This window comes from Pseudoalteromonas piscicida (assembly GCF_000238315.3).
Taxonomy (GTDB): domain Bacteria; phylum Pseudomonadota; class Gammaproteobacteria; order Enterobacterales; family Alteromonadaceae; genus Pseudoalteromonas; species Pseudoalteromonas piscicida.
In genome coordinates this window covers 391907-415028 of the sequence record NZ_CP011924.1, presented here as the reverse complement: position 1 = coordinate 415028, position 23122 = coordinate 391907, and the positions used below count along the sequence as shown (strand labels likewise).

Annotated in this window: 13 protein-coding genes; 2 read left to right on the top strand and 11 right to left on the bottom strand. The window is 44.1% G+C overall.

Translation table 11 applies throughout. From position 1 onward, the window contains the following. Positions 1–189 precede the first annotated feature (189 nt). The 4 genes from PPIS_RS01910 to rlmD form a co-directional block, all read right to left on the bottom strand. A complete protein-coding gene (locus PPIS_RS01910) occupies positions 190–1824 on the bottom strand; it encodes a CTP synthase (RefSeq protein WP_010369341.1) in 1635 nt (544 codons plus the stop codon). Positions 1825–1982: 158 nt separating this feature from the next. Continuing rightward, complete coding sequence (gene mazG / locus PPIS_RS01905) at positions 1983–2807, bottom strand: nucleoside triphosphate pyrophosphohydrolase (protein ID WP_010369345.1); 825 nt, start codon at positions 2805–2807, stop codon at positions 1983–1985. Then, positions 2791–4944: a GTP diphosphokinase gene (gene relA, locus PPIS_RS01900; protein ID WP_010369348.1), complete on the bottom strand. Its 2154-nt coding sequence runs from the start codon at positions 4942–4944 to the stop codon at positions 2791–2793. The genes mazG and relA overlap by 17 nt, the downstream gene beginning before the upstream one ends. Positions 4945–5036: 92 nt before the next feature. Beyond that, positions 5037–6356 (bottom strand): 23S rRNA (uracil(1939)-C(5))-methyltransferase RlmD, encoded by a 1320-nt coding sequence (gene rlmD, locus PPIS_RS01895; RefSeq protein ID WP_010369351.1) that lies wholly within the window; start codon positions 6354–6356, stop codon positions 5037–5039. 78 nt (positions 6357–6434) lie between these two features. Between rlmD and barA the strand changes: the two genes are divergently transcribed. Both barA and PPIS_RS01885 read left to right on the top strand, forming a co-directional pair. Continuing rightward, on the top strand, positions 6435–9200 hold the full coding sequence (barA, locus tag PPIS_RS01890) for a two-component sensor histidine kinase BarA (protein ID WP_010369352.1): 2766 nt from the start codon (positions 6435–6437) through the stop codon (positions 9198–9200). A 207-nt stretch (positions 9201–9407) separates the two neighbouring features. After that, a complete protein-coding gene (locus PPIS_RS01885) occupies positions 9408–10193 on the top strand; it encodes a MipA/OmpV family protein (protein WP_010369355.1) in 786 nt (261 codons plus the stop codon). Positions 10194–10278: 85 nt separating this feature from the next. Here the strand turns inward: PPIS_RS01885 and purF are convergent, their stop codons facing one another. The 7 genes from purF to PPIS_RS01850 form a co-directional block, all read right to left on the bottom strand. After that, the gene (purF, locus tag PPIS_RS01880; protein ID WP_010369357.1) at positions 10279–11811 is read right to left on the bottom strand and encodes an amidophosphoribosyltransferase; all 1533 of its coding nucleotides are present in this window, start codon (positions 11809–11811) and stop codon (positions 10279–10281) included. Between the two features lie 18 nt (positions 11812–11829). Continuing rightward, positions 11830–12324: a CvpA family protein gene (locus PPIS_RS01875; RefSeq protein WP_010369359.1), complete on the bottom strand. Its 495-nt coding sequence runs from the start codon at positions 12322–12324 to the stop codon at positions 11830–11832. 61 nt (positions 12325–12385) lie between these two features. Then, a complete protein-coding gene (locus PPIS_RS01870) occupies positions 12386–13012 on the bottom strand; it encodes an SPOR domain-containing protein (RefSeq protein WP_010369362.1) in 627 nt (208 codons plus the stop codon). A gap of 36 nt (positions 13013–13048) precedes the next feature. Next, a complete protein-coding gene (gene folC, locus PPIS_RS01865) occupies positions 13049–14305 on the bottom strand; it encodes a bifunctional tetrahydrofolate synthase/dihydrofolate synthase (protein WP_010369364.1) in 1257 nt (418 codons plus the stop codon). A gap of 26 nt (positions 14306–14331) precedes the next feature. Further along, on the bottom strand, positions 14332–15207 hold the full coding sequence (gene accD, locus PPIS_RS01860) for an acetyl-CoA carboxylase, carboxyltransferase subunit beta (RefSeq protein WP_010369367.1): 876 nt from the start codon (positions 15205–15207) through the stop codon (positions 14332–14334). 134 nt (positions 15208–15341) lie between these two features. Continuing rightward, positions 15342–16136: a tRNA pseudouridine(38-40) synthase TruA gene (gene truA, locus PPIS_RS01855; protein WP_010369370.1), complete on the bottom strand. Its 795-nt coding sequence runs from the start codon at positions 16134–16136 to the stop codon at positions 15342–15344. 142 nt (positions 16137–16278) lie between these two features. Continuing rightward, positions 16279–23052: a FimV/HubP family polar landmark protein gene (locus PPIS_RS01850; protein ID WP_096040861.1), complete on the bottom strand. Its 6774-nt coding sequence runs from the start codon at positions 23050–23052 to the stop codon at positions 16279–16281. Between the last annotated feature and the right edge of the window lie 70 nt (positions 23053–23122).

Sequence of the window (23122 nt, the reverse complement as noted above, 5' to 3'; positions counted from 1 at the left end):
CGAATTCAGGGTCAATAAACCCGCTTTAAAGTTTGCCTTATCTCTGTTGCTTCGCAAAGTGAAGAATTTACACGTATCACATTGACGCGCCGGCAGATAAGAAAAAGTTTGGCGATAAACACTACACTTAGCGCCTATTGCAAAACCTTCTGCAACAAAAAAGCCGTGCAAGAGCACGGCTTTTTCTTATTACGAAGATGCTTTTTGGTGGCTGTATGCCGCCGCAACAAAACCTTCAAATAATGGGTGACCATCACGAGGCGTTGACGTGAACTCAGGGTGGAACTGAGCCGCGATAAACCAAGGGTGATCTTTATTCTCGATAATCTCAACTAGTTTCTTGTCTTCTGACAGACCAGTAAATTGCAGACCCGCTTTTTCAAGCTCAGCAACATAGTTGTTGTTTACTTCGTAGCGGTGACGGTGACGCTCAACGATTTCGGCATTACCGTATACTTCACGTACCTTAGAGCCCTCTTTTAAGTGGCAAAGCTGCGCGCCAAGACGCATAGTGCCACCAAGATCAGAGTCGTGGTCACGTACTTCAATCTTACCGTCAGCATCTAACCACTCAGTGATCAGACCAACTACTGGGTGTGGGCTTTCAAGATCAAATTCAGTTGAGTTAGCACCAGTCAGACCTGCAACGTTACGCGCATACTCGATTAACGCAACTTGCATCCCTAAACAAATGCCTAGGTATGGTACTTTGTTTTCACGTGCATATTTTGCAGCTAAGATCTTACCTTCAACGCCACGGTTACCAAAGCCACCTGGTACTAAGATAGCATCAAGGTGTTCAAGTAACTCAGTGCCTTTGCTCTCGATATCTTGAGAGTCAACATATTCAATATTCACCGTTAAACGGTTTTTCAAACCAGCATGCTTCAATGCTTCGTTAACTGATTTATATGCGTCCGGTAATTCGATGTATTTACCAACCATACCAATTGTCACTTCACCAGTAGGGTTTGACTCTTGATAAAGTACTTGTTCCCACTCAGATAAATCCGCTTCCGGACGTTCAAGGTAGAAACGACGACAAATGATGTTATCAAGCTCTTGCGACTTCAATAGCGCAGGGATCTTATAAATACTGTCTACGTCTTGTAGTGAGATAACTGCTTTTTCTTCCACGTTAGTGAATAGTGCAATCTTTGCGCGCTCGTTCGCTGGTAGTTTACGATCTGAACGACAGATCAAAATATCAGGTTGAATACCGATTGAACGAAGCTCTTTCACTGAGTGCTGAGTTGGCTTAGTTTTCACTTCACCCGCAGGGCCTAAGAAAGGCACTAGCGTCAAATGCATAAACAAAGCGCTCTCACGACCAAGCTCTGTGCCTAGCTGACGAATTGCTTCTAGGAAAGGTTGTGACTCGATATCACCAACCGTGCCACCAATCTCTACGATAGCAACATCATGGCCTTCCGCGCCTTCAAGCACGCGACGCTTGATGTCATTTGTGATGTGAGGAATAACCTGAATAGTGGCACCTAAGTACTCACCTCTGCGCTCTTTGCGCAACACGTCTTCAAATACACGGCCTTGTGTAAAGTTGTTACGCTTGGTCATTTTAGTGCGAATAAAACGCTCGTAGTGACCAAGATCAAGGTCGGTTTCCGCGCCGTCTTCGGTTACGAATACTTCACCGTGTTGGATAGGGCTCATGGTCCCAGGGTCAACATTGATGTAAGGATCCAGCTTTAGAATCGTTACTTTCAAGCCACGTGCTTCTAATATAGCGGCTAAAGAAGCAGCTGCAATACCTTTACCCAAGGAGGATACTACTCCGCCCGTTACGAAGATAAATTTTGTACTCATGCGAACCCTAGAAATTTCAGGAAAATTGGAATTTAAATAAGAATCAAGACGGGGCGATAGTATAGCAAAAGCACCTAAGTCATTCCAGCTAAAAATGACTTAGCACGGTAATATATTTTATCAGGGGGTCGTTTTAATTAACGAACAAACCGTAAAAATCAGTCTCTGTTTTTGCTGCGTTGACGACGTTTCACTGTCTCCCAAGCGCCATCCATCTCCTCCAAGCTCGCATCTTTAAGTGATAGTGAGGACTCATTCAAAACGGCTTCGACTTGCACAAAGCGATTTCTAAATTTCTCGTTGGCTTGACGTAGCAGCTGCTCAGGATCTCGTTTTATATGTCGGCTCACATTCACAGTTGCAAACAACAAGTCGCCCACCTCTTCCGCAGCATGTTCAGAGAGTGGGTCAACTTGCAGCGCCTCGCTCACCTCTGCGACTTCCTCTTGTACTTTATCCCACGCGCCGTGGTAACTTGGCCAGTCAAATCCGAGTTTGGCTGCTTGCTTTTGAATTTTGAAGGCTTTTGATAATGCTGGCAAGCTACTTGGAATATCCGCCGCGAACGCCCCTTGTTTTTGCCCCTGTTTTTCTTGCTGTTTAATGGCGTGCCATTGCTGCTCAAGCTCTGCTTCGCTTAAACTTTCCTGCTTTTCAAATACATGAGGGTGACGTCTCACTAATTTGTCATTGAGAGTTTGCACTATGTCAGCAAAATCAAACAACCCCTGCTCTTTTCCAAGCTGAGCATAAAAAATCACTTGGAACAGCAAGTCTCCCAACTCTTCTTTTAAGTGAGCAAAGTCGCCTTGCTCGATAGCATCGGCAACTTCGTGTGCTTCTTCTAACGTATGAGGGACAATGGTTTTAAAGGTTTGCTTCTTATCCCAGTCGCATCCAGTGCTTGGGTCGCGCAGCTGCGACATAATCTCTAGCAGCTGCTCTATCCCAATTGCTGTAGAAGGCTTAGAGTCGTTTAGCATCAAAAACACCTTCGATTTGCATCAATTTAGTCAGCAAACGATGCATAGCAGAAAGGTCATCCACCTCTACCTTCATCATAAATACTGCTACGTTTTTATCGTCTTGTGTTTGTACGTTCATATTGAGCACATTGACTTTTTCATTGGCAAGCACAGAGCTAATGTCTCGGATCAGCCCTTGACGGTCGTGCGCTTCAATTTTTAATGTAATGGCGTACGACGCTTTAACATCATCTGACCAACTGACCGCAATCTCACGCTCTGGATGTACATCCGTAATATGAGCAAATGACTCACAATCAGAGCGATGCACAGCAATACCTCGCCCTTGCGTGATGTAACCCACAATTTCATCGCCCGGTACAGGCTCACAGCATTTCGCCATATGACTCATCAAGCTGCCAACCCCATCAACCACCACTGCGTTTTTGTCGCCTTTAGTGTGTTTTGGCGAGGAGATTTTTAACTTAGGTGTATCCTCAGGTTTATCTTGAACGTAGTTCAGGAATTGGTTGATACGAATATCACCGGCACCAATCGCCACCATTAAATCGTCGAGCTCTTTAAAGTTAAAGCGGTCAATCGCGGGTTCTAAATCTTTATAGGTAATATCTAGTTTTTGCAGATGACTATCTAAAATTTCCTTACCCGCTTGAAGATTTTTGTCTCTATCTTGCTGCTTAAACCAGTGATGGATTTTACTGCGCGCTCTTGAAGAGTGAATATATCCCAGCGACGGGTTTAACCAATCTCGACTTGGCGAAGCATTTTTCTGGGTAAGAATTTCTACCTGATCGCCGGTGCGCAATGTGTAAGTGAAAGGCACTATTTTACCAAACACTTTTGCACCAATGCAGCGATGTCCAACATTGGAATGAATGTAGTATGCAAAGTCGAGTGGCGTCGAGCCTAACGGCAAATCAAAGATATCGCCCTTGGGCGTGAATACATAAACACGGTCTTCGACAACCTGATTCTTTAGCTCATCAGCTATTTCACTGCCATCTACCACTTCTTCTTGCCACTGCAACAGTTTGCGTAGCCAGCTAATTTTTTGCTCGTATCCTGAGTTTCTGCCCGGCAATGCACCTTCTTTGTACATCCAATGTGCCGCCACCCCAAGCTCTGCATCTCGATGCATGGCCTCAGTGCGAATTTGGATTTCTACCGTTTTGCCCTCAGGACCAAATACCACGGTGTGGATAGACTGATAGCCGTTTTGCTTAGGCGTAGCAATATAGTCGTCAAACTCTTTGTTTAAATGTCGCCAACTGGTGTGCACAATACCCAAAGCGGCGTAGCAATCTTGAATTTCATCTACCACCACTCGCATCGCGCGAATGTCGAACAACTGTTCGAATTCATAGCTTTTCTGCGCCATTTTTTTATAAATGCTGTAAATATGTTTAGGGCGACCGTAGACCTGCGCTTTAATGCCTGCATCCGCAAGTTTTTGTGCCACCGAATTAACCATATTTTCCATATAAGCTTCGCGGTCTAGGCGTTTATCAGAAAGCTTCTTGGCAATAGACTTATACGTATCCGGATGTAAATAACGGAACGAGAGATCTTCAAGTTCCCATTTTAATTGACCAATCCCCAACCGATTCGCAAGTGGCGCAAAAATATTTGCTGCGGCTTTTGCAGCAACGACTCTTTCTTCTTCCGATGCTTTCTTAACCGCACGTAAATGGCAGATTTGCTCAGCAAGCTTAATCACCACGGCACGCACATCTTCCACCATAGCGAGTAACATACGGCGGATGTTGTCGACTTGTACCTTACCCGAGCTTTGGTGTGCTAAAGTGCTGATGGTGTCCATATTCTCCACCCCTCTTAAAAGCAGAGAGATATTTTTGCCAAGCGCTTCCTCTACTTGCTCAAGGGACAACTTTCCAGCAACAAAATAAGGAGTTAAAAACGCAGTTGCTAAAGATTCGCTATCAAAATTTAAGTCTGCAAGGATCTCGACCATTTCGATGGCATTATTGAGATGTTCCGTTGACTCATCCGCGGGACAAAGTTCATAGGCCTTTTGCAGCCAGTCCCTTTGATCCTCTGACAAGTTTAAGATAGTGAGTCGCGCATCAAACTCTAGTGGCAAAGTGGTTTGATGCGACTGCCGAGTAGCAACCATGTTTTGATACCTCCTTAAAATTACTTACCCGCCTCATTTTCGGGTAAATTATTTAACCTAATGCTCGGGCAATAACGGCCTCAAAGCTCAGGTTATTTACACTGTTTTTTAAACAGCGCCATGGTTTCGATATGTCCCGTGTGAACAAACATATTCATTAAGCCAAGCTTTTCTAATTCAAAGCCTGCCTGCGCTATTACCAAAGCATCGCGCGCCAGTGTCACAGGATCGCATGACACGTATAAAATACGGGTAAACTGCGTCAACGGTAATTGCTGCAGAACCTCAAGTGCACCAGGCCTTGATGGGTCCAGTACCAACACATCCAGATTTGCGTCGAACCAAGCAGCCTCTGTAATCGACTGGGTTAGATCAAAACAGTGAAACTGAACATTACTGATTTGATTAGTTTGCGCATTTTGCTGAGCCATTGCAACCGATTGCGCTTCACCTTCTACCCCAATCACATTTTTTGCTTGTTTTGCGAGCACCAATGAGAAATTTCCCACCCCACAGAAAAGATCGAGGACACTTTCATCGTTACTCAGCTGTAGCCAGTCTGTCGCTTGGCGCAGCATTGCTTCATTTACTGATTGATTCACTTGAATAAAGTTGTTCAATTTAAATTCAAGTGTTAAACCAAATTCACCAAGGTGATAGTACGGCATCGGGGAATACACAACTGGCGTCTCGCCATCGTCAAACAGGACCTGGCAATTTTCTAGCTCGTTTTGTAACGTTTCGCGAGTCGAAGCGGACAGTGGCTTTGTATGACGACACAACACATAATTATGGTTGTCGGCCTGACAAAGCTGAATATGACTGATCAGCCTAAACTCACTTAGCGACTGTGCAAGCGCATTTAGCGTATTAACAATACGATCAAAAGGCGACACCAATACGTCACACTGCGCTATTTCGATAATCTGCTTCGACTGACTAGCTCTAAAGCCTAACTTCACGCTTTTGCTTTGTTTATCATAAATACATGCCAAACGAGCTGCTCGGCGATAATGAAGCGGCATAGAAGTGATCGGTGCTTGCCAAGGTAAGTGTTTAATGTTAGCAAAACGCGCAAAAAGTTTTTCAACTGCATGTTGCTTTTCATTGAGCTGACCATCAACACTTTGATGCTGCAAGCTACAACCACCACACTGCTGGTAATGCGGGCAAAACGGCTTAACACGCTCTTTAGAGGTATTAAGTACTTTGGTCATCTTCGCTTCCAACAGTTTAGACTTGGCCTGTACAACCTGTGCTCTCACTCGCTCGCCAGTCAAGGCACCTGCCACAAAACAGACCTTACCTTCGTGACGAGCAACACCTCGCCCCTGATGATCCATTGACTCTATGTTTAATTCTATTTGCTTTGACGGCTTAGCAGCTTTCTTAGCACGAAAAATCTGTGCCATTGGGTTCCTCATTTGTTTGCTTATCACGTCGGTAAAAGATAATCTTAGTTACAGATTTCTCTGCACTTTTTTGACCCTATGACAAAATTAAACCTGCGTGACAGTATTTTACTACTCACTCTTTTGCCAACTCTTTTGGTTGGCTTGCTACTTGGTGGTTATTTTACTATAAATCGCTACGTAGAGCTTGAGGAAATTCTGATAAGTCAGGGAAATCGCATTGCAGATTCTCTGGCCATGTCAGTAGAATACCCAATAGAAAAACAAGATAAAGCGCATTTACACCGCATTTTAAGCCAAGCACACAATAAACACGCACCACTGGTAAAAAGTATCGCGCTGTTTGATAACCAAAATCAGCTTATTCTTACCAGTAATTATCATAGTGAATTCGACAAATTACATTATTTTGGTGAAGTGCAAAAGCTACAAACCACCGAAGTTACTGCACTAAAAAATACCTTTGTGTTTTATTCACCAGTTAAAAACCATTTAGCCAAAAAAACCGATTGGCACAGTGCAGAACCAGCTACGCTCGCGATTTTAGTTGTAGAGATCAGTAAAGACCAAGCGTTGATATCGCAGCAGCGCGCGCTGATCTTGAGTGCTATTGTTATTATTTTCTCCTTTTTACTTAGTGTTATGTTGGCCATGCGATTATCACGTATGCTGACCAAACCGATTGCCAGTTTGATTTTAGCCACAGACAAGCTCAACGAAGGTAAACAAGACATCGCTATCAATGAGCCGATGCGGGGTGAGTTTGAGCTGTTGCGCCAAGGCTTGATTGTTATTGGCAGAAAGATGGCCAATCAAAAAGACGAAATGCAAAAGCACATTGATCAGGCAACTAGTGATTATCGCGAAACCCTAGAGCAGTATGAAACGCAGAATATTCAGCTCAATATTGCCAAAAAAGAAGCACAAGACGCTAACCGCGTAAAATCGGATTTCTTGGCTAAAATGAGTCATGAACTTAGAACGCCGCTCAATGGGGTCATAGGCTTTACTCGTCAACTTTATAAAACACCATTAAATAAACACCAAAAAGATTATTTAGATACCATAGAGCTATCTGCAAATAGCCTGCTTACCATCATTAGTGACATCTTGGATTTCTCAAAACTAGAAGCCGGTGCTATGGAGCTGGAGAATATCCAGTTTGAATTACGCGACGCCGTTAATGAGGTCATGACCTTATTAGCGCCAAGCGCCCACGACAAACAGCTAGAATTTTCGATTTCTGTTAATCGCCAGGTGCCCGACAACTTAATTGGCGACCCAACGCGATTTAAGCAGGTATTGACCAATCTAATTAGTAATGCCATCAAGTTCACGGAAAAAGGCTCAGTCAAAGTGGATATTAACCATCGCTTGATGGATGAATCTCAGTCCTCCTTGTTAGTGTCTGTCAGCGATACAGGAGTTGGTATTGCGCAGGATAAACAAGACGCGCTATTTACACCGTTTGCTCAAGCCGATACCAGTATCACCCGTAAATTTGGCGGCACCGGCCTAGGTCTTATCATCACTAAGCACATTGTTGAGGCGATGAATGGCCGTATCACTCTGAACTCAGCACCTGGAAATGGTACATGTTTCTCATTTAATGCCGTCTTTGCCCTGCCAAACCGTCTCTACAACGACGATTTACCAAGCAAGCCGCTGGAAAATAAGCGCGTGCTTTACTTTGAACCGCAAGAGCATACTCATCATGCTGTTATGGCTCAGCTACAAGCATGGGACATGCAAGTAACACGCTGCCTCACCGAAGAAGAGTTTGATACAGCCTTGGCGCAGGATTTTAATTACGATATCTGTCTAATCGGCTCTATGGCAAGCGTCGATCAAATGCAGACGGTTAAGAGTTACATCAAGCAAGCTCGCGGCTCCGCAGACTACTTATACTTGATGGTTAATACAGTGTCTTATAATATGCGTGAGGCGCTTATTGGCAGTGGTGCTGACGCTTGTTTAAGCAAACCGCTTAATCACAGAAAACTCTGCGAAATGCTTGCAGCACCTTATCGTTTAGACCACCCAGACATGAGTGCCAATGAAATCGAAGCTACCAGTTTACCACTTAAAGTGCTCGTTGCAGACGATAACGATGCTAACTTGAAGTTGATCTGTACTTTGTTAGATGAGCAGGTAGAGGCAATAGATACCGCACATAACGGCGCTCAAGCAGTCAGTTTATGTAAATCAAGGAAATACGACCTGATATTTATGGATATTCAAATGCCCATAATGGATGGTATAAGCGCCTGTAGAAGCATAAGAGATTCGTCCTTAAATGAGGATACCCCTATCATCGCCGTCACCGCACATGCGCTTGCGGGCGAAAAAGAGCAATTGCTTAAAGATGGTTTTAGTAACTATATGACTAAACCCATAGATGAAGATATGCTCAAACAAATTATTTGCGACCATAGCGCATCTTCACCAGTCGCGAGACAAAAAAATATCGAGAGTCATCAGCACAGTGTGCCGCCATTTAATAGCCAAATGTTAGATTGGGGATTAGCGTTACAGCGCGCGGGTAATAAACCTGATTTAGCATTGGAGATGCTTAACATGCTGCTTTCTAGCGTGCCCGAAACGTTGCAGCAGTTGGAGTCTGCACAAGACGCAGAGGATCTCCCAACGTTGCTCAAAGTAGTGCATAAATTTCACGGGGCATGTTGTTACACTGGCGTGCCAACCCTGAAGAAATTGGCCGAAACCATTGAAACAGGATTAAAACAAGAAAAACCACTCAGTGATATCGAGCCTGAGCTATTTGAGCTGGTTGATGGACTCACTTTATTGCTTTCTGATTCCGAGCCCACACAATCCAACTGACCTTTATGTTCACACTCTTCTATTCGCTACTTTTATGCAAACAACCATAGAAATAGCGAATAGAAGAGTGTGGCAAATGACTCCTAGCACACCAGACAACGCTTCCCGACAATTTATTACACTTTCTAACAGCACTTTTCCAAGTCTTGTAATAAACTTCTTACATTCTAAATTCTCGCAACCTTTAACTTACGAAAGGAATTCTGTATGTATCTCATCAAGTCAGCACTTACCTCTGCTGCCATCTTCACTCTCGCTTTTGCTTCTTGTAGCCACGCCATTGAAACGTCATCTGACGAATGGCAAGTTCGTCTAGGAGGAGGAGCTGCCGCTGCAGATTTGCCATGGAAAGGCATTGAAAGTGAGCTGATCTCAATTCCCATTATCGATATCCAAAAAGGAAACTGGTTTATCAACAAAGACAGCTTAATTGGCTATCGCTTCCCTATTACCGAGGATTTATCTGTCTACTCCGGATTGGGCTATCGTCAAGACGGCTATGACGGCGTGTTCCGAGATGCGAAATCTGAGGACGAGGTTTTTGAAGGGTATGACGCACCGGATGGCGATGTTACCGTTAACTATGGCGTCACCTATTTGTGGTTTACGCTCGCTGGTCACAGTGATATTTCCGATAATTCAGATTCAACCACGGCTACTTTTTCGGTATCAATCCCACTGTACAACGATGGTCGAGGATTTAAAATCTCGGCAGTAGGTAACGTAGAGTGGCAGCAATCTGATTACGTCAATTATATTTACGGGGTAAGCGGGAAAAACATCGATATAAGCCGTGGTCGAGTGGGCTATTTAACTGCTGATGACGCCGTGAATTATTCGGCAGGGTTTACCGCACATTATCAGTTAAAAACACAACTCAGTTTGGTTGGTGGGATAACACGAACTAAGCTCGATGATGCTATCGCCAATAGTCCTTTGCTAGACAGAGACACCAGTGACCTCGCTTATGTTGGCCTAGTCTATCAATTTTAGGCTGTTGCCTGAGTTAAAATTAAATAAAAAAACCCAAGTTTAACTTGGGTTTTTATCTTAATGCTTATTCACATCATCAAATAGTTTAATCGCTTTCGGCGCTTTCCGCTTCTTGATTATGTAACTCAAGGCTTGCAGACATCGCAGCTTCACGATTAGACTTTGCCGAATCATTGCGCAATTCATCAATGTGATTGAGGTAGTTTTGGTCAACATCACCTGTGATGTATTGACCATCAAATACCGAAGTCTCAAAGCGAGCTATCTCTGGGTTTTCTTGACCAACGGCTGCAATCAAATCACTTAGTGATTGGTAGATCAAACCGTCCGAGCCAATACTCGCATTGATATCTTCCACTTCACGACCGTGAGCGATTAGCTCTGATGCAGAAGGCATATCGATACCATATACGTTCGGGAATCTTACCTCTGGTGCTGCTGATGCAAAGTACACGTTTTTCGCACCCGCTTCACGCGCCATCTCAACGATTTGCGCTGATGTAGTGCCTCGTACAATCGAATCGTCGACAAGTAGCACGTTCTTACCAGCAAACTCTCTGTCAATTGCGTTAAGTTTACGACGTACAGACTTCTTACGCAGCTCTTGGCCTGGCATAATAAAAGTACGGCCAATATAACGGTTCTTAACAAACCCTTGGCGATAAGGAAGCCCTAGCACGGAAGCAATTTCAAGTGCGATATCACATGATGTTTCAGGAATTGGGATAACCACGTCGATATCTTTATCGCCCCACTCAGTTGCGATTTTCTCACCGAGCTTGGTACCCATATTCACGCGAGTTGCATAAACAGACATTTTATCAATGTTTGAATCTGGACGGGCAAAATATACAAACTCGAAGATACAAGGTGCAAGCGTCGTTTTAGCTGCACAGATCTGAGAGAAAAACTCACCTTTTTCGGTTACGTAAATAGCTTCACCAGGTGCAACATCTCGCACAAACTCAAAGCCATCGGTTGCCAATGCAACACTCTCTGAAGCGAACATGTATTCCATGCCACGCTCAGTTTCTTTCTTACCGAAAACAAGCGGACGAATACCGTGAGGGTCTCTAAATGCCAAAATACCATGGCCGATGATCATCGCGATACTCGCGTAACCACCAGAAACAATAGACACAACCTCAGTTACTGCCGTAAACATGTCTTCCGCGTCTAATTTCATCTTGTCTGTTTTGCCAAGCTCGTGAGCTAAGATGTTCAGCAGGATCTCAGAATCAGACGTAGTATTAACGTGGCGACGTGCTTGAGTAAATAAACGCTCTTTTAATTTTTCTGCATTGGTTAAGTTGCCGTTGTGCGCAAGGGCAATACCAAATGGAGAGTTTACGTAGAAAGGTTGAGCTTCTGCTGAGCTTGAAGAACCAGCAGTAGGATAACGTACATGACCAAGACCAATGTTGCCCTGTAGGCGTTTCATGTGTCTTGTATGAAATACGTCTTTCACTAGACCGTTTGCTTTTCGTAAGCTAAACGTATTGTTGTCAATGGTAATAATGCCAGCCGCATCTTGGCCGCGGTGTTGCAAAACAGTTAAGCCGTCATAAATCGCCTGATTTACAGGAGATGTTCCGACTATCCCAACGATACCACACATTAAAAATTTCCTCGCCGATTAACGGTTTACTGAATCTAAAAAGCTCGAGTTATGTTCAAGATAGGAGAAAAACCACTCTATCACAAAGCCAAATTCAGGAATTAAGTTTGATGTTTTCCACCACTGCGTGTCTGGTGCACTGGTAAACGCATCAAGGAAAAAGAGTAAGGCACTAACGACCAACACACCTCGAAGTCCACCGAATACAATCCCAAAGATCCTATCGGTGCCTGAGAGCCCAGTTCTTTGAACCAGTTCACTCAAGACATAATTAACAAGCCCACCTAACATCAAGGTCGCAAAAAAGAGTATGGCTATTGCGGCTGCATTTCTTAAAAGGGGTTCTGAAATGAATGTTAGGAAGGTTGCGAGATATTGGTAAAAAATACTAGAGATGAAAAAAGCGCCGATCCATACGACAAGTGACATCGCTTCTTTGACAAAGCCTCGAAGCAAGCCAAAGATAGTCGATAAACCAACAATACCAAGAATGGCGTAATCAACCCAGATCATAGTAACCAATAAGTCGTTAATGTGGGGCGCATTCTAAAAGGTTTGGCATCTAAATGCCAGATCATTTTGTCACTTCAAATTGTGTCAAACGACCATTTAACTTAGTTAATTTCTTTAATTCTGGTAACTTAGCTTCAAGTTCAGCTTTATTTAAATCTGGTCCGACAAACACTTTTGTCAATGTACCATTCGGCGTTTTAACGGGTTTAGTAAAGGTTTTAAAGCCATTATCTGCAAGCTTCTTCGTCAGCGCATCGACGTTCGACTTATGTGAAAAGCTACCAAGCTGAATAACGTAAGCCATTTTTGAAAAGTTAGCAGTCTCAGGACGCGTTAATTTTGCCACCTCAACTTTGTCGGTCGTTACGACGGGTTTCGCCTCAACGTGTGTAGGTGACGTATCTGATTGCTGCGTATTGGCTAGCGTTGTCTCTTCTGTGCCTTCTAGCTTAGCATCATCGGCGTCAATATCTTCCAGCGGCTCAGAGGGCAACTCAGGCGCAAGCTTGGCTTGCGCATCCACTTTTTCTTGCAGATCAATTGTTTTGAACTCAGGTCTTTCAGGGATCGCTTGAAATCCTTCCTTGTAGTGGACCTTTTCACCATCAAGGATATTTGGAATAAAGATCACCGCAGCTACGACGACGATACTTGTTCCAACAAGGCGATTTATAAATACTGAGTTCACAACTTTACTCTCTACTTTACATTAAATCATCTATAACTATTTTCGCCAGTACTCCATTGCCTCAGCAACGGTAAAGAACGAACCAAATATCACTAGTACCTGCTCGCTCGCAAATGTATCGAGCTGAGTATCAAGTGCTGCTGTAACGCTATCGAATAAGGTGACATTGCAACTAGAGTCAAGCAATGGCTTAAGGTTTTCCGCACGCTCTCCACGAGGCCCTGAAAGTGAAGCTAAACTCCAGCTATCTACATATCGGCTGACTTCTTTCAGCACACTGGCTTTGTCTTTATCCGCAAGCATAGCGACTAAGGCATGAATTTTAAACCCTTTTTGCTTGAGTTCTTGTAACTTAGTTGCCAAATATCTTGCAGACTCTGGATTATGAGCAACATCGGTATACACCAGCGGCGTGGCATTGAGTTGCTGAAAGCGACCCTCTACTTGCAAATTTGCCAAACAAGTCTTCACGGCATCATAGCTAGGTAGCAACTCAAGTTTAGCTAATACCGTTAACGCTGTCGCAGCATTTTGTGCTGGAATGGCTGGTTTGTCGAAGTGCCAATCAAAATCAAGATATTGCCATCTAAACTGAGAATCTAGCGGGGTAAAATAAAAATCGCGCTTTGATAACACCATATCTGCGGCAATTTCGTCGCCATAGTCCGTAACCGTATGTGGAATATTTAAATCACCAACGATTGCAGGCTTACCACTGCGGAAAATGCCAGCTTTGTCATAGCCTACCAGTTCTCTAGTATCACCCAGATACTCTTTATGATCTAAGTCGACAGTCGTGATAACAGAGGCAAATGGCGAGACTATATTTGTCGCATCAAACCGCCCGCCTAAACCAACTTCAAGCAAAATATAATCAACCTTACAGCGCTTGAAAATACTTAACGCGCCAAGCGTACCAAACTCAAAATAAGTTAGCTGAGTGTCTTTGCGGGTGTCGTCGAGGAATTTAAATGCATCGATATGATACTGATCTTCAAGCTCTGCCCCATTCACTCGGACGCGTTCGTTGTAGCGTACTAAATGTGGTGAAGCGTAGGTGCCAACCGACAACCCTTGTGCGAGCAACAACGACTCCAAGCACCTAGCCGTTGTGCCTTTACCATTGGTACCGCCAATTAGAATTATTTTACTGAAAGGCTCAAGTAATCCGGCTTGCTCGGCAACTTGTGCTACACGCTCAAGTCCCATTTCAATGGTGGCTGGATGAATTGCTTCTAAATAACAAAGCCAATCATCAAGGCTTGATGATTGGCTAGGCTGGTTAACCGTCATAAGTTGAGTAGCTCAATTTGAAAAATTTACGCTACTCTATGCTCTTGTTCAGTGGAAGGCAAGTCCATAAACTTCGCCAAAATACGCGCTAACGTATCACGCATTTCACGACGGTCGACGATCATGTCAATCGCACCGTGCTCTAATAAGAACTCACTGCGCTGGAAACCATCTGGTAAGGTTTCACGTACAGTTTGTTCGATAACACGTGGACCCGCAAAACCGATAAGTGCTTTTGGCTCTGCAACGTTGATATCACCTAACATCGCTAATGATGCTGAAACACCACCCATTGTTGGGTCGGTCAATACTGAGATAAATGGCAAGCCTTTGTCACTCATTTTTGCCAATGCAGCACTTGTTTTTGCCATTTGCATCAATGACATAAGTGCTTCTTGCATACGTGCACCTCCAGATGCAGAGAAACAGATTAATGGCATGTTATGTTCTAAACAAACGTTAACTACATCAACAAATCTCGCACCAACAACTGACGCCATTGAGCCACCCATAAAGGAGAATTCAAAAGCAACAGCAGCAACAGGAATACCCTTTACACGACCTTTCATTGCAACTAAAGCGTCTTTCTCACCGCTTGCCTTTTGTGCTTGAACAATACGATCCGAGTATTTTTTAGAGTCTTTAAACTTTAATACGTCTTGTGGCTCGTGCTCTGTGCCAAGCTCTTGACGATCTGCATCATCTAAGAAACTTTCAAGACGTTTACGTGCCGTAATACGCATGTGATGATCACACTTCGGACATACGTTTAACGACTTTTCTAATTCCGCTTTGTATAGGATTGAATCACAATCTGTACACTTTGCCCAAACCCCTTCTGGGATCTCTTTTTTACCAGAAGATTTAGTGGTTTTAGGTAAGATCTTTTCTAACCAACTCATTTGCAACTCTCTATCGTGCTTTATTCTGTTCCGTCAGCAAAGACAGACATCTTTTCCCAATTAAATCATGATTTAGCTATAGGTGATATAAAAAACTGGTCTTAAGAGTATAAGGTACTACATAAACATGACCGTTACACTAATTCCTCAGGCAAAAATAATGGCCCAAGCGGCATCTTTTCTATTTGCCATTGTTCAGGGTAGTCCACATCAACTAAATACAATCCGTTAGGTTTTGCCGTAGCACTTGCTAAGGTGCGGTCTTTGGCAACAAGAAGCTCCGCCATCCACTCAGGCTCTTGCTTGCCGACACCAATATCAAGTAAACAACCTGTAATATTGCGCACCATATGGTGCAAAAACGCGTTTGCTTTAATATCAATGACAATATATTTGCCAATGCGTTTCACCTCTAAGTGATGGATATTACGAAACGGCGTATTAGACTGACAATGTACTGCCCTGAAAGACGTAAAATCTTGCTCCCCTATCATCATAGGGCATGCTGCTTTCATTCTTTCAACATCAAGCTCGTGGTGAAAATGCGTTACGCCACTGCGTAAAATGCCCGGTCTGTAGGTATGATTATAAATAACGTAGCGGTATCGGCGAGCTGTCGCCGAAAAACGAGCATGAAACTCTGGGTCGACTTCTTTAGCAAATCGTACCGCAATGTCGTCAGGAAGCTGAGAGTTCATTCCTAATGTAAAGGCACTCATATCGCGAGCAGAATCCGTGTCAAAATGCACGAGTTGACCCGTTGCATGAACGCCCGCATCAGTACGCCCCGCGCAAGTTATCTCAACGGGATGATTACAGATATTCGATAGCGCTTTTTCTATTTCTTCTTGGACACTGCTGACATGATTTTGCCTCTGCCAACCACTATAATTTGCACCATTATATTCAATGCCTAACGCTACTCGCATACTTTTTCTATCGCAACCCATAACAAAAACGACATTTTATGCGATTGGCGATGTGAATTAAAGCGCTTAAGCTAAGAAGTAGATGATGATACTGACCAAACAAGGCAATTACTTTGTTTGGTCGGTATCGTTGAAGTGAGTATTAAGGCTCTGTAAGACTGGATTTAAGCGACTTTGCCTCAGCTTGCACTGAATCCGGGCCGTTCTCAATAACATCGTTGAGCGTTGATATCGCCGAATCATAATCTTGAATTTCGATGTAAGCTTTCGCTAAATCTAATTTAGCGGCAAATCCTTCATCCTCTAAATCAACATCCGTGGTATTTTCACCCGCTAATAGCTCTTCAAAATCGCCAAGCCCAACGTCCATATTTGCTCCAACGTAAGGTTCAACATCGCCATCAAGGTCGTCGCTTTGTTCAAGTAAGTCTTCAATTTCTAAGTAATCTTCCGTACCTTCGGCATCCGTTGGTAGCGCTTGGGCTTCCCCTGCGACCAATTCGTCTTGTAACAAGCTATCGAAATCTACTTCGAAATCTTCTGCATTTCCGGCGTCAAAGTCACTGGGATCATCCAGTTCGCTGAGTAGAGCATCGAAGTCTGCTTGGGTGAAGTCAGCCATAAATTCTTTTTCAATTTCGGCTTCATTGACCTCTGGTAATTCAGATTCTGTTTGTGGCTCAGAAAGTAGAGTTTCCAAGTCATCTTCATCGTTGAATTCAGACAGAGTCTCTTCGCCAAAATCTGCATTTAATTCAGGCAGCTCGTCTTCAAGCAAAGTCTCTTCGTCGAAATCCGCAGTTAACTCTGGTAGCTCGTCTTCAACTTCCAGTTCAGGTTCAGACTCTAGCGTGTCACTCTCAGCTTCTTCGACTGGTGCTTCAGGCTCATCAGCAAGCAAAGTCTCTTCATCAAAGTCTGCTGTTAACTCTGGTAGCTCGTCTTCAACTTCCAGTGCAGGTTCAGACTCAAGCGTATCACTTTCAGCTTCTTCGACTGGTGCTTCAGGCTCATCAGCAAGCAAAGTCTCTTCATCAAAGTCTGCTGTTAACTCTGGTAGCTCGTCTTCAACTTCCAGTTCAGGTTCAGACTCAAGCGTATCACTTTCAGCTTCTTCGACTGGTGCTTCAGGCTCATCAGCAAGCAAAGTCTCTTCATCAAAGTCTGCTGTTAACTCTGGTAGCTCGTCTTCAACTTCCAGTTCAGGTTCAGACTCAAACGTATCACTTTCTGCTGCTTTGACCGGCGCTTCAGGCTCGTCTTCAAGCAAAGTCTCTTCGTCGAAATCCGCAGTTAACTCTGGTAGCTCGTCTTCAACTTCCAGTTCAGGTTCAGACTCAAGCGCATCGCTTTTAGCTTCGTCGAGCGGCGCTTCAGGCTCATCAGCAAGCAAAGTCTCTTCGTCGAAATCCGCAGTTAACTCTGGTAGCTCGTCTTCAACTTCCAGTTCAGGTTCAGACTCAAGCGCATCGCTCTTAGCTTCGTCGAGCGGCGCTTCAGGCTCATCAGCAAGCAAAGTCTCTTCGTCGAAATCCGCAGTTAACTCTGGTAGCTCGTCTTCGATTTCAAGCCCAGGTTCAGACTCAAACGTGTCACTTTCTGCTTCTTCGACCTGCGCTTCAGGCTCGTCTTCAAGCAAAGCCTCTTCATCAAAGTCTGCAGTTAATTCTGGCAGCTCGTCTTCGATTTCCAGATCTGGCTCGGACTCTAGCGTTTCACTCTCAGCTTCTTCGGCTGGCGCATCAGGTTCGTCTTCAAGCAAGGTTTCTTCATCGAAATCTGCAGCTAACTCTGGCAGCTCGTCTTCGATTTCAAGTGCAGGTTCAGACTCAAACGTATCCCTTTCTGCTTCTTCGACTAGCGCTTCAGGCTCATCAGCAAGCAAAGTCTCTTCATCTTCGATTTCAAGCTCAGGTTCAGACTCAAGCGCATCACTTTCAGCTTTGTCGAGCGGCGCTTCAGATTCGTCTTCAAGCAAAGCCTCTTCATCGAAATCTGCAGTTATCTCTGGCAGCTCGTCTTCGATTTCAAGCTCAGGTTCAGACTCAAACGTATCACTTTCTGCTTCTTCGACTGGTGCTTGAGGCTCATCAGCAAGCAAAGTCTCTTCGTCGAAATCCGCAGTTAACTCTGGTAGCTCGTCTTCGATTTCAAGTGCAGGTTCAGACTCAAACGTATCCCTTTCTGCTTCTTCGACTGGTGCTTGAGGCTCATCAGCAAGCAAAGTCTCTTCGTCGAAATCCGCAGTTAACTCTGGTAGCTCGTCTTCGATTTCAAGCTCAGGCTCAGACTCAAGTGTATCACTTTCTGCTGCTTCGACCGGCGCTTCAGGCTCGTCTTCAAGCAAGGTATCTTCGTCGAAATCCGCACTAAATTCAGGTAAATTATCTTCATCAAAGCCAGAGATTTCATCGTCGAGAAGATCGTCATCAAGCCCATCCTCTATATCAAATTGAGCGTCATTGGATAATGCTTCTGATAGTGCTTTTTCAGTTTCGCTTTGCGAGTCAGTAGTTTCAAGCTCTTCGCCAAGTTCCAGCTCAGGGTAACTATCTAGCTCTGCGCTTGGTTGCAGATCTTCTTCGTCAAGAAACTCTTCTTCTGCCAGTAAATCCACTTCGTCATTAAGTGGATCATCTCCCAGCTCAATTTCAACTTCTTCATCCGAAAAGTCGTCTTCAAGTTCAGCATCCAACTCAAACTGTTCTTCGGCTTGAAGCTCCTGTAATAGCTCATCAACACTTTTTAAATCAGGATCTTCAAATTCACTGTCGTCGTCAGCTTGAACATTCTCATCACTAAAATCTGCTTCATTGGCTAGATCGGACTGTAATGTATCTTCCACCGGTTCTTCAGATGATTCAGGAATAGCATCCTCTTCATCCAACATACCAGACAAGTGTCCTGACTCCGTTTGCTCAGACTCTGCTAAATGCTGTTCAGACCCCAGTTCAGGCTCGTCAGATTCTTCTTCCAGCTCCGGCAAATCACCTTCTGGTGTTTCGTCAACTAATGCATCAAGATCGTCATTGGCCAGTTCATCAGATTCTTCTTCCAGCTCTGGCAAATCACCTTCTGGCGCTTCGTCTAGTAATGCATCAAGATCGTCATCGGCCAGTTCATCAGATTCTTCTTCCAGCTCTGGCAAAACATCTTCTGGTGTTTCGTCAACTAATGTATCGAGTTCGTCATTTTCCAGTTCATCAGATTCTTCTTCAAGCTCTGGCAAAACATCTTCTGGTATTTCGTCAACTAATGCATCTAGTTCGTCATTTTCCAGTTCATCAGATTCTTCTAGCTCTGGCAAAACATCTTCTGGTGTTTCGTCAACTAATGCATCTAGTTCGTCATTTGCAAGTTCATCAGATTCTTCTTCCAGCTCTGACAAAACATCTTCGGGTGTTTCGTCAACTAATGCATCTAGTTCGTCATTGGCCAGTTCATCAGATTCTTCTTCCAGCTCTGGCAACACACCTTCTGGTGTTTCGTTAACTAATGCATCGAGCTCGTCATCGGCCAATTCATCAGATTCTTCTAGCTCTGGCAAAACATCTTCTGGTGTTTCGTCAACTAATGCATCGAGTTCGTCATCGGCAAGTTCATCAGATTCTTCTTCAAGTTCTGCTAATGCGTCTTCTGGTACTTCGTCTACTAATGCATCGAGCTCGTCCTCTGTAGACTCACTACCTTCCTCTTCAAGATCCGGCCACTTATCTTCCTGCGCTTCACTTAATAAAGCATCAATATCATCGCCAGCTAGATCATCGGACTCGTCTTCTAATTCCGGCAACGTATCTTCTTGCGCTTCATCCAATAAAGCATCAATATCATCGCCAGCTAGATCATCGGACTCTTCTTCCGGTTCCGGCAACGTATCTTCTTGCGCTTCATCCAATAAAGCATCGATATCATCACCAGCTAGATCATCGGACTCGTCTTCTAATTCCGGCAACGTATCGTCCTGTGCTTCATCCAATAAAGTATCAATATCGTCATCAGCAAGATCACTAGGCTCTTCTTCTAATTCCGGCAACGTATCTTCTTGCGCTTCATCCAATAAAGCATCAATATCATCGCCAGCTAGATCATCGGACTCGTCTTCTAATTCCGGCAACGTATCGTCCTGTGCTTCAGCCAATAAAGCATCAATATCGTCATCAGCAAGATCACTAGGCTCTTCTTCTAATTCCGGCAACGTATCGTCCTGTGCTTCAGCCAATAAAGCATCAATATCGTCATCAGCAAGATCACTAGGCTCTTCTTCTAATTCCGGCAACGTATCGTCCTGTGCTTCAGCCAATAAAGCATCAATATCGTCATCAGCAAGATCACTAGGCTCTTCTTCTAATTCCGGCAACGTATCGTCCTGTGCTTCAGCCAATAAAGCATCAATATCGTCATCAGCAAGATCACTAGGCTCTTCTTCTAATTCCGGCAACGTATCGTCCTGTGCTTCAGCCAATAAAGCATCAATATCGTCATCAGCAAGATCACTAGGCTCTTCTTCTAATTCCGGCAACGTATCGTCCTGTGCTTCAGCCAATAAAGCATCAATATCGTCATCAGCAAGATCACTAGGCTCTTCTTCTAATTCCGGCAACGTATCGTCCTGTGCTTCAGCCAATAAAGCATCAATATCGTCATCAGCAAGATCACTAGGCTCTTCTTCTAATTCCGGCAACGTATCGTCCTGTGCTTCAGCCAATAAAGCATCAATATCGTCATCAGCAAGATCACTAGGCTCTTCTTCTAATTCCGGCAACGTATCGTCCTGTGCTTCAGCCAATAAAGCATCAATATCGTCATCAGCAAGATCACTAGGCTCTTCTTCTAATTCCGGCAACGTATCGTCCTGTGCTTCAGCCAATAAAGCATCAATATCGTCATCAGCAAGATCACTAGGCTCTTCTTCTAATTCCGGCAACGTATCGTCCTGTGCTTCAGCCAATAAAGCATCAATATCGTCATCAGCAAGATCACTAGGCTCTTCTTCTAATTCCGGCAACGTATCGTCCTGTGCTTCAGCCAATAAAGCATCAATATCATCGCCAGCTAGATCATCGGACTCGTCTTCTAATTCCGGCAACGTATCGTCCTGTGCTTCATCCAATAAAGCATCAATATCGTCATCAGCAAGATCACTAGGCTCTTCTTCTAATTCCGGTAACGTATCTTCCTGCGCTTCATCTAATAAAGCATCAATATCATCACCAGCAAGATCACCGGATTCTTCCTCTAATTCCGGCAACGTATCTTCCTGCGCTTCATCCAATAAAGCATCGATATCATCACCGTCGAGCATATCTGACTCTTCGTTAATTTCAGCTAACGTATCGTCTTGCACTTCATTTAACAGGGCATCAATATCATCACCCGCAAGCTCAGTGCTTGGTTCCTCAAAATCAGGCAATGCATCATCGTCAGCATCTTGAGAGGCATCAAGTAGCGCATCGATATCATCGGCATCGACTAAGCTCTCACTATCAAAATTGCCGCTAAATTCGGGCTCTTCATCTAGCGCACCGTCAAGAATTGAATCGATATCATCATCGTTTGCAACAGCACCAGCTTGCTCATCAGCGAGTTCCTCGCTCAGGGCTGCAAGGGCATCATCACTAACATCAATTTCTTCATCTTGAGACTCATTGAACAAATCATCAAGATCGCTGTCACTTAAAATATCTTGGCCATCATCAACATCAAGCGAAACTTCATCACCAGTCTCGTCAAAGCTCTGTTGCATAAAGTCTTCATCATGATCATCATCAAACGAAATATCTTCATTTAGTAAGCTATCTAATTCATCTTGGTCTAACGTATCACTTCCTTCATCGAAGTCGTCATCAAGTGAGTCAAAGGTAATTTCATCGTCTTCAGGTAAGATATCGTCATCTAACTGTACGCTTGCGCCCAGTGCGTCTTCATCGTCGCCCATTCCGATATCAAGTGGGTCTGGCTCAGGGTCAAATGCAGTCGCAGCGGTTGCAGCTCCCGCCGCCGCAGCGCCTGCAGCCACAGATGGTGTTTGCGGAAGAAAATCGTCGTCATCTGTCGACGCTTGAGATTGATTTCTTCGGCGTAGAAACATAACGAATCCAGCAATTGCCAGTAGTGCCGGTAATGTGGCAAGTAACGCAATGCCAGCTGGTGAGCTAAAGAATGTGCTTAACTCGCTACTTTCTTGCGCTTTTGCCTGAGCTGCCTGCTGATCAATCATTTCATTTTGCAAGTCAATAACAGCCTTGAGCTGTTGCTGGATTTCGCTGTCTTTACCAAGTTGGGTACGAACCGTTTGAAGTTCAGTAGAAATAGCGCCGAGCTGCTGTTTTAATTTATTGTTTTCGGATAGGATTTCTTCAACATTACGCACCGAGGATTTGAACTCTTTTTGTAAGTCCATCAGGCGCATGTCCTGTTCCATTTTTAAAGAGCGCAGTTGATTAGTCAGGTCTTCTTTTGCTTCTTCTACATCGACTTTACGAGCTTGTGTAACCTTTTTTTCGGCTTCGTATATTGCATTTGGATTCAATAATCCCTTACGCTTCATTTCCCAAAGTTTGTCATCTTGATCCGACTTTTGCTTTGCCAACTCAGGGTTAACACTGCGAATTTCATTGATGGTAGGAATACGTAAATACGCCCCATCCTGCATATGGTTGAGGTTTTTATCTAGAAATGAATTAGGATTTTTATCGTAAAGCGCCTTCATCACCTGATAAATGGTGACCGAGTCATCTGGTCGCACTTTTTGTGCTATACGCCACAATGTATCCGTGGGTCTGATAGGCCCTATTGACCGACCTTGAGCCCCATAATCAACCCCTTTAGGGCCTTTTAGCACTACCCCCTCTTGGGTATATACTGGTGTGGCAATCAGTGCGAATACAAAGATACTAAATAAGGCTAAACCGCGCATGCCGATCCTTTACTCAAATGTTTAACACCCGTTAAACGACGTTTTATTATTATGGCTTTGAAGCAAGCTC

Coding starts and splice junctions, on each gene's coding strand:
- PPIS_RS01910 (WP_010369341.1), bottom strand. CDS start 1,824: ATGAGTACAAAATTTATCTTCGTAACGGGCGGAGTAGTATCCTCCTTG.
- mazG (WP_010369345.1), bottom strand. CDS start 2,807: ATGCTAAACGACTCTAAGCCTTCTACAGCAATTGGGATAGAGCAGCTG.
- relA (WP_010369348.1), bottom strand. CDS start 4,944: ATGGTTGCTACTCGGCAGTCGCATCAAACCACTTTGCCACTAGAGTTT.
- rlmD (WP_010369351.1), bottom strand. CDS start 6,356: ATGGCACAGATTTTTCGTGCTAAGAAAGCTGCTAAGCCGTCAAAGCAA.
- barA (WP_010369352.1), top strand. CDS start 6,435: ATGACAAAATTAAACCTGCGTGACAGTATTTTACTACTCACTCTTTTG.
- PPIS_RS01885 (WP_010369355.1), top strand. CDS start 9,408: ATGTATCTCATCAAGTCAGCACTTACCTCTGCTGCCATCTTCACTCTC.
- purF (WP_010369357.1), bottom strand. CDS start 11,811: ATGTGTGGTATCGTTGGGATAGTCGGAACATCTCCTGTAAATCAGGCG.
- PPIS_RS01875 (WP_010369359.1), bottom strand. CDS start 12,324: ATGATCTGGGTTGATTACGCCATTCTTGGTATTGTTGGTTTATCGACT.
- folC (WP_010369364.1), bottom strand. CDS start 14,305: ATGACGGTTAACCAGCCTAGCCAATCATCAAGCCTTGATGATTGGCTT.
- accD (WP_010369367.1), bottom strand. CDS start 15,207: ATGAGTTGGTTAGAAAAGATCTTACCTAAAACCACTAAATCTTCTGGT.
- truA (WP_010369370.1), bottom strand. CDS start 16,136: ATGCGAGTAGCGTTAGGCATTGAATATAATGGTGCAAATTATAGTGGT.
- PPIS_RS01850 (WP_096040861.1), bottom strand. CDS start 23,052: ATGCGCGGTTTAGCCTTATTTAGTATCTTTGTATTCGCACTGATTGCC.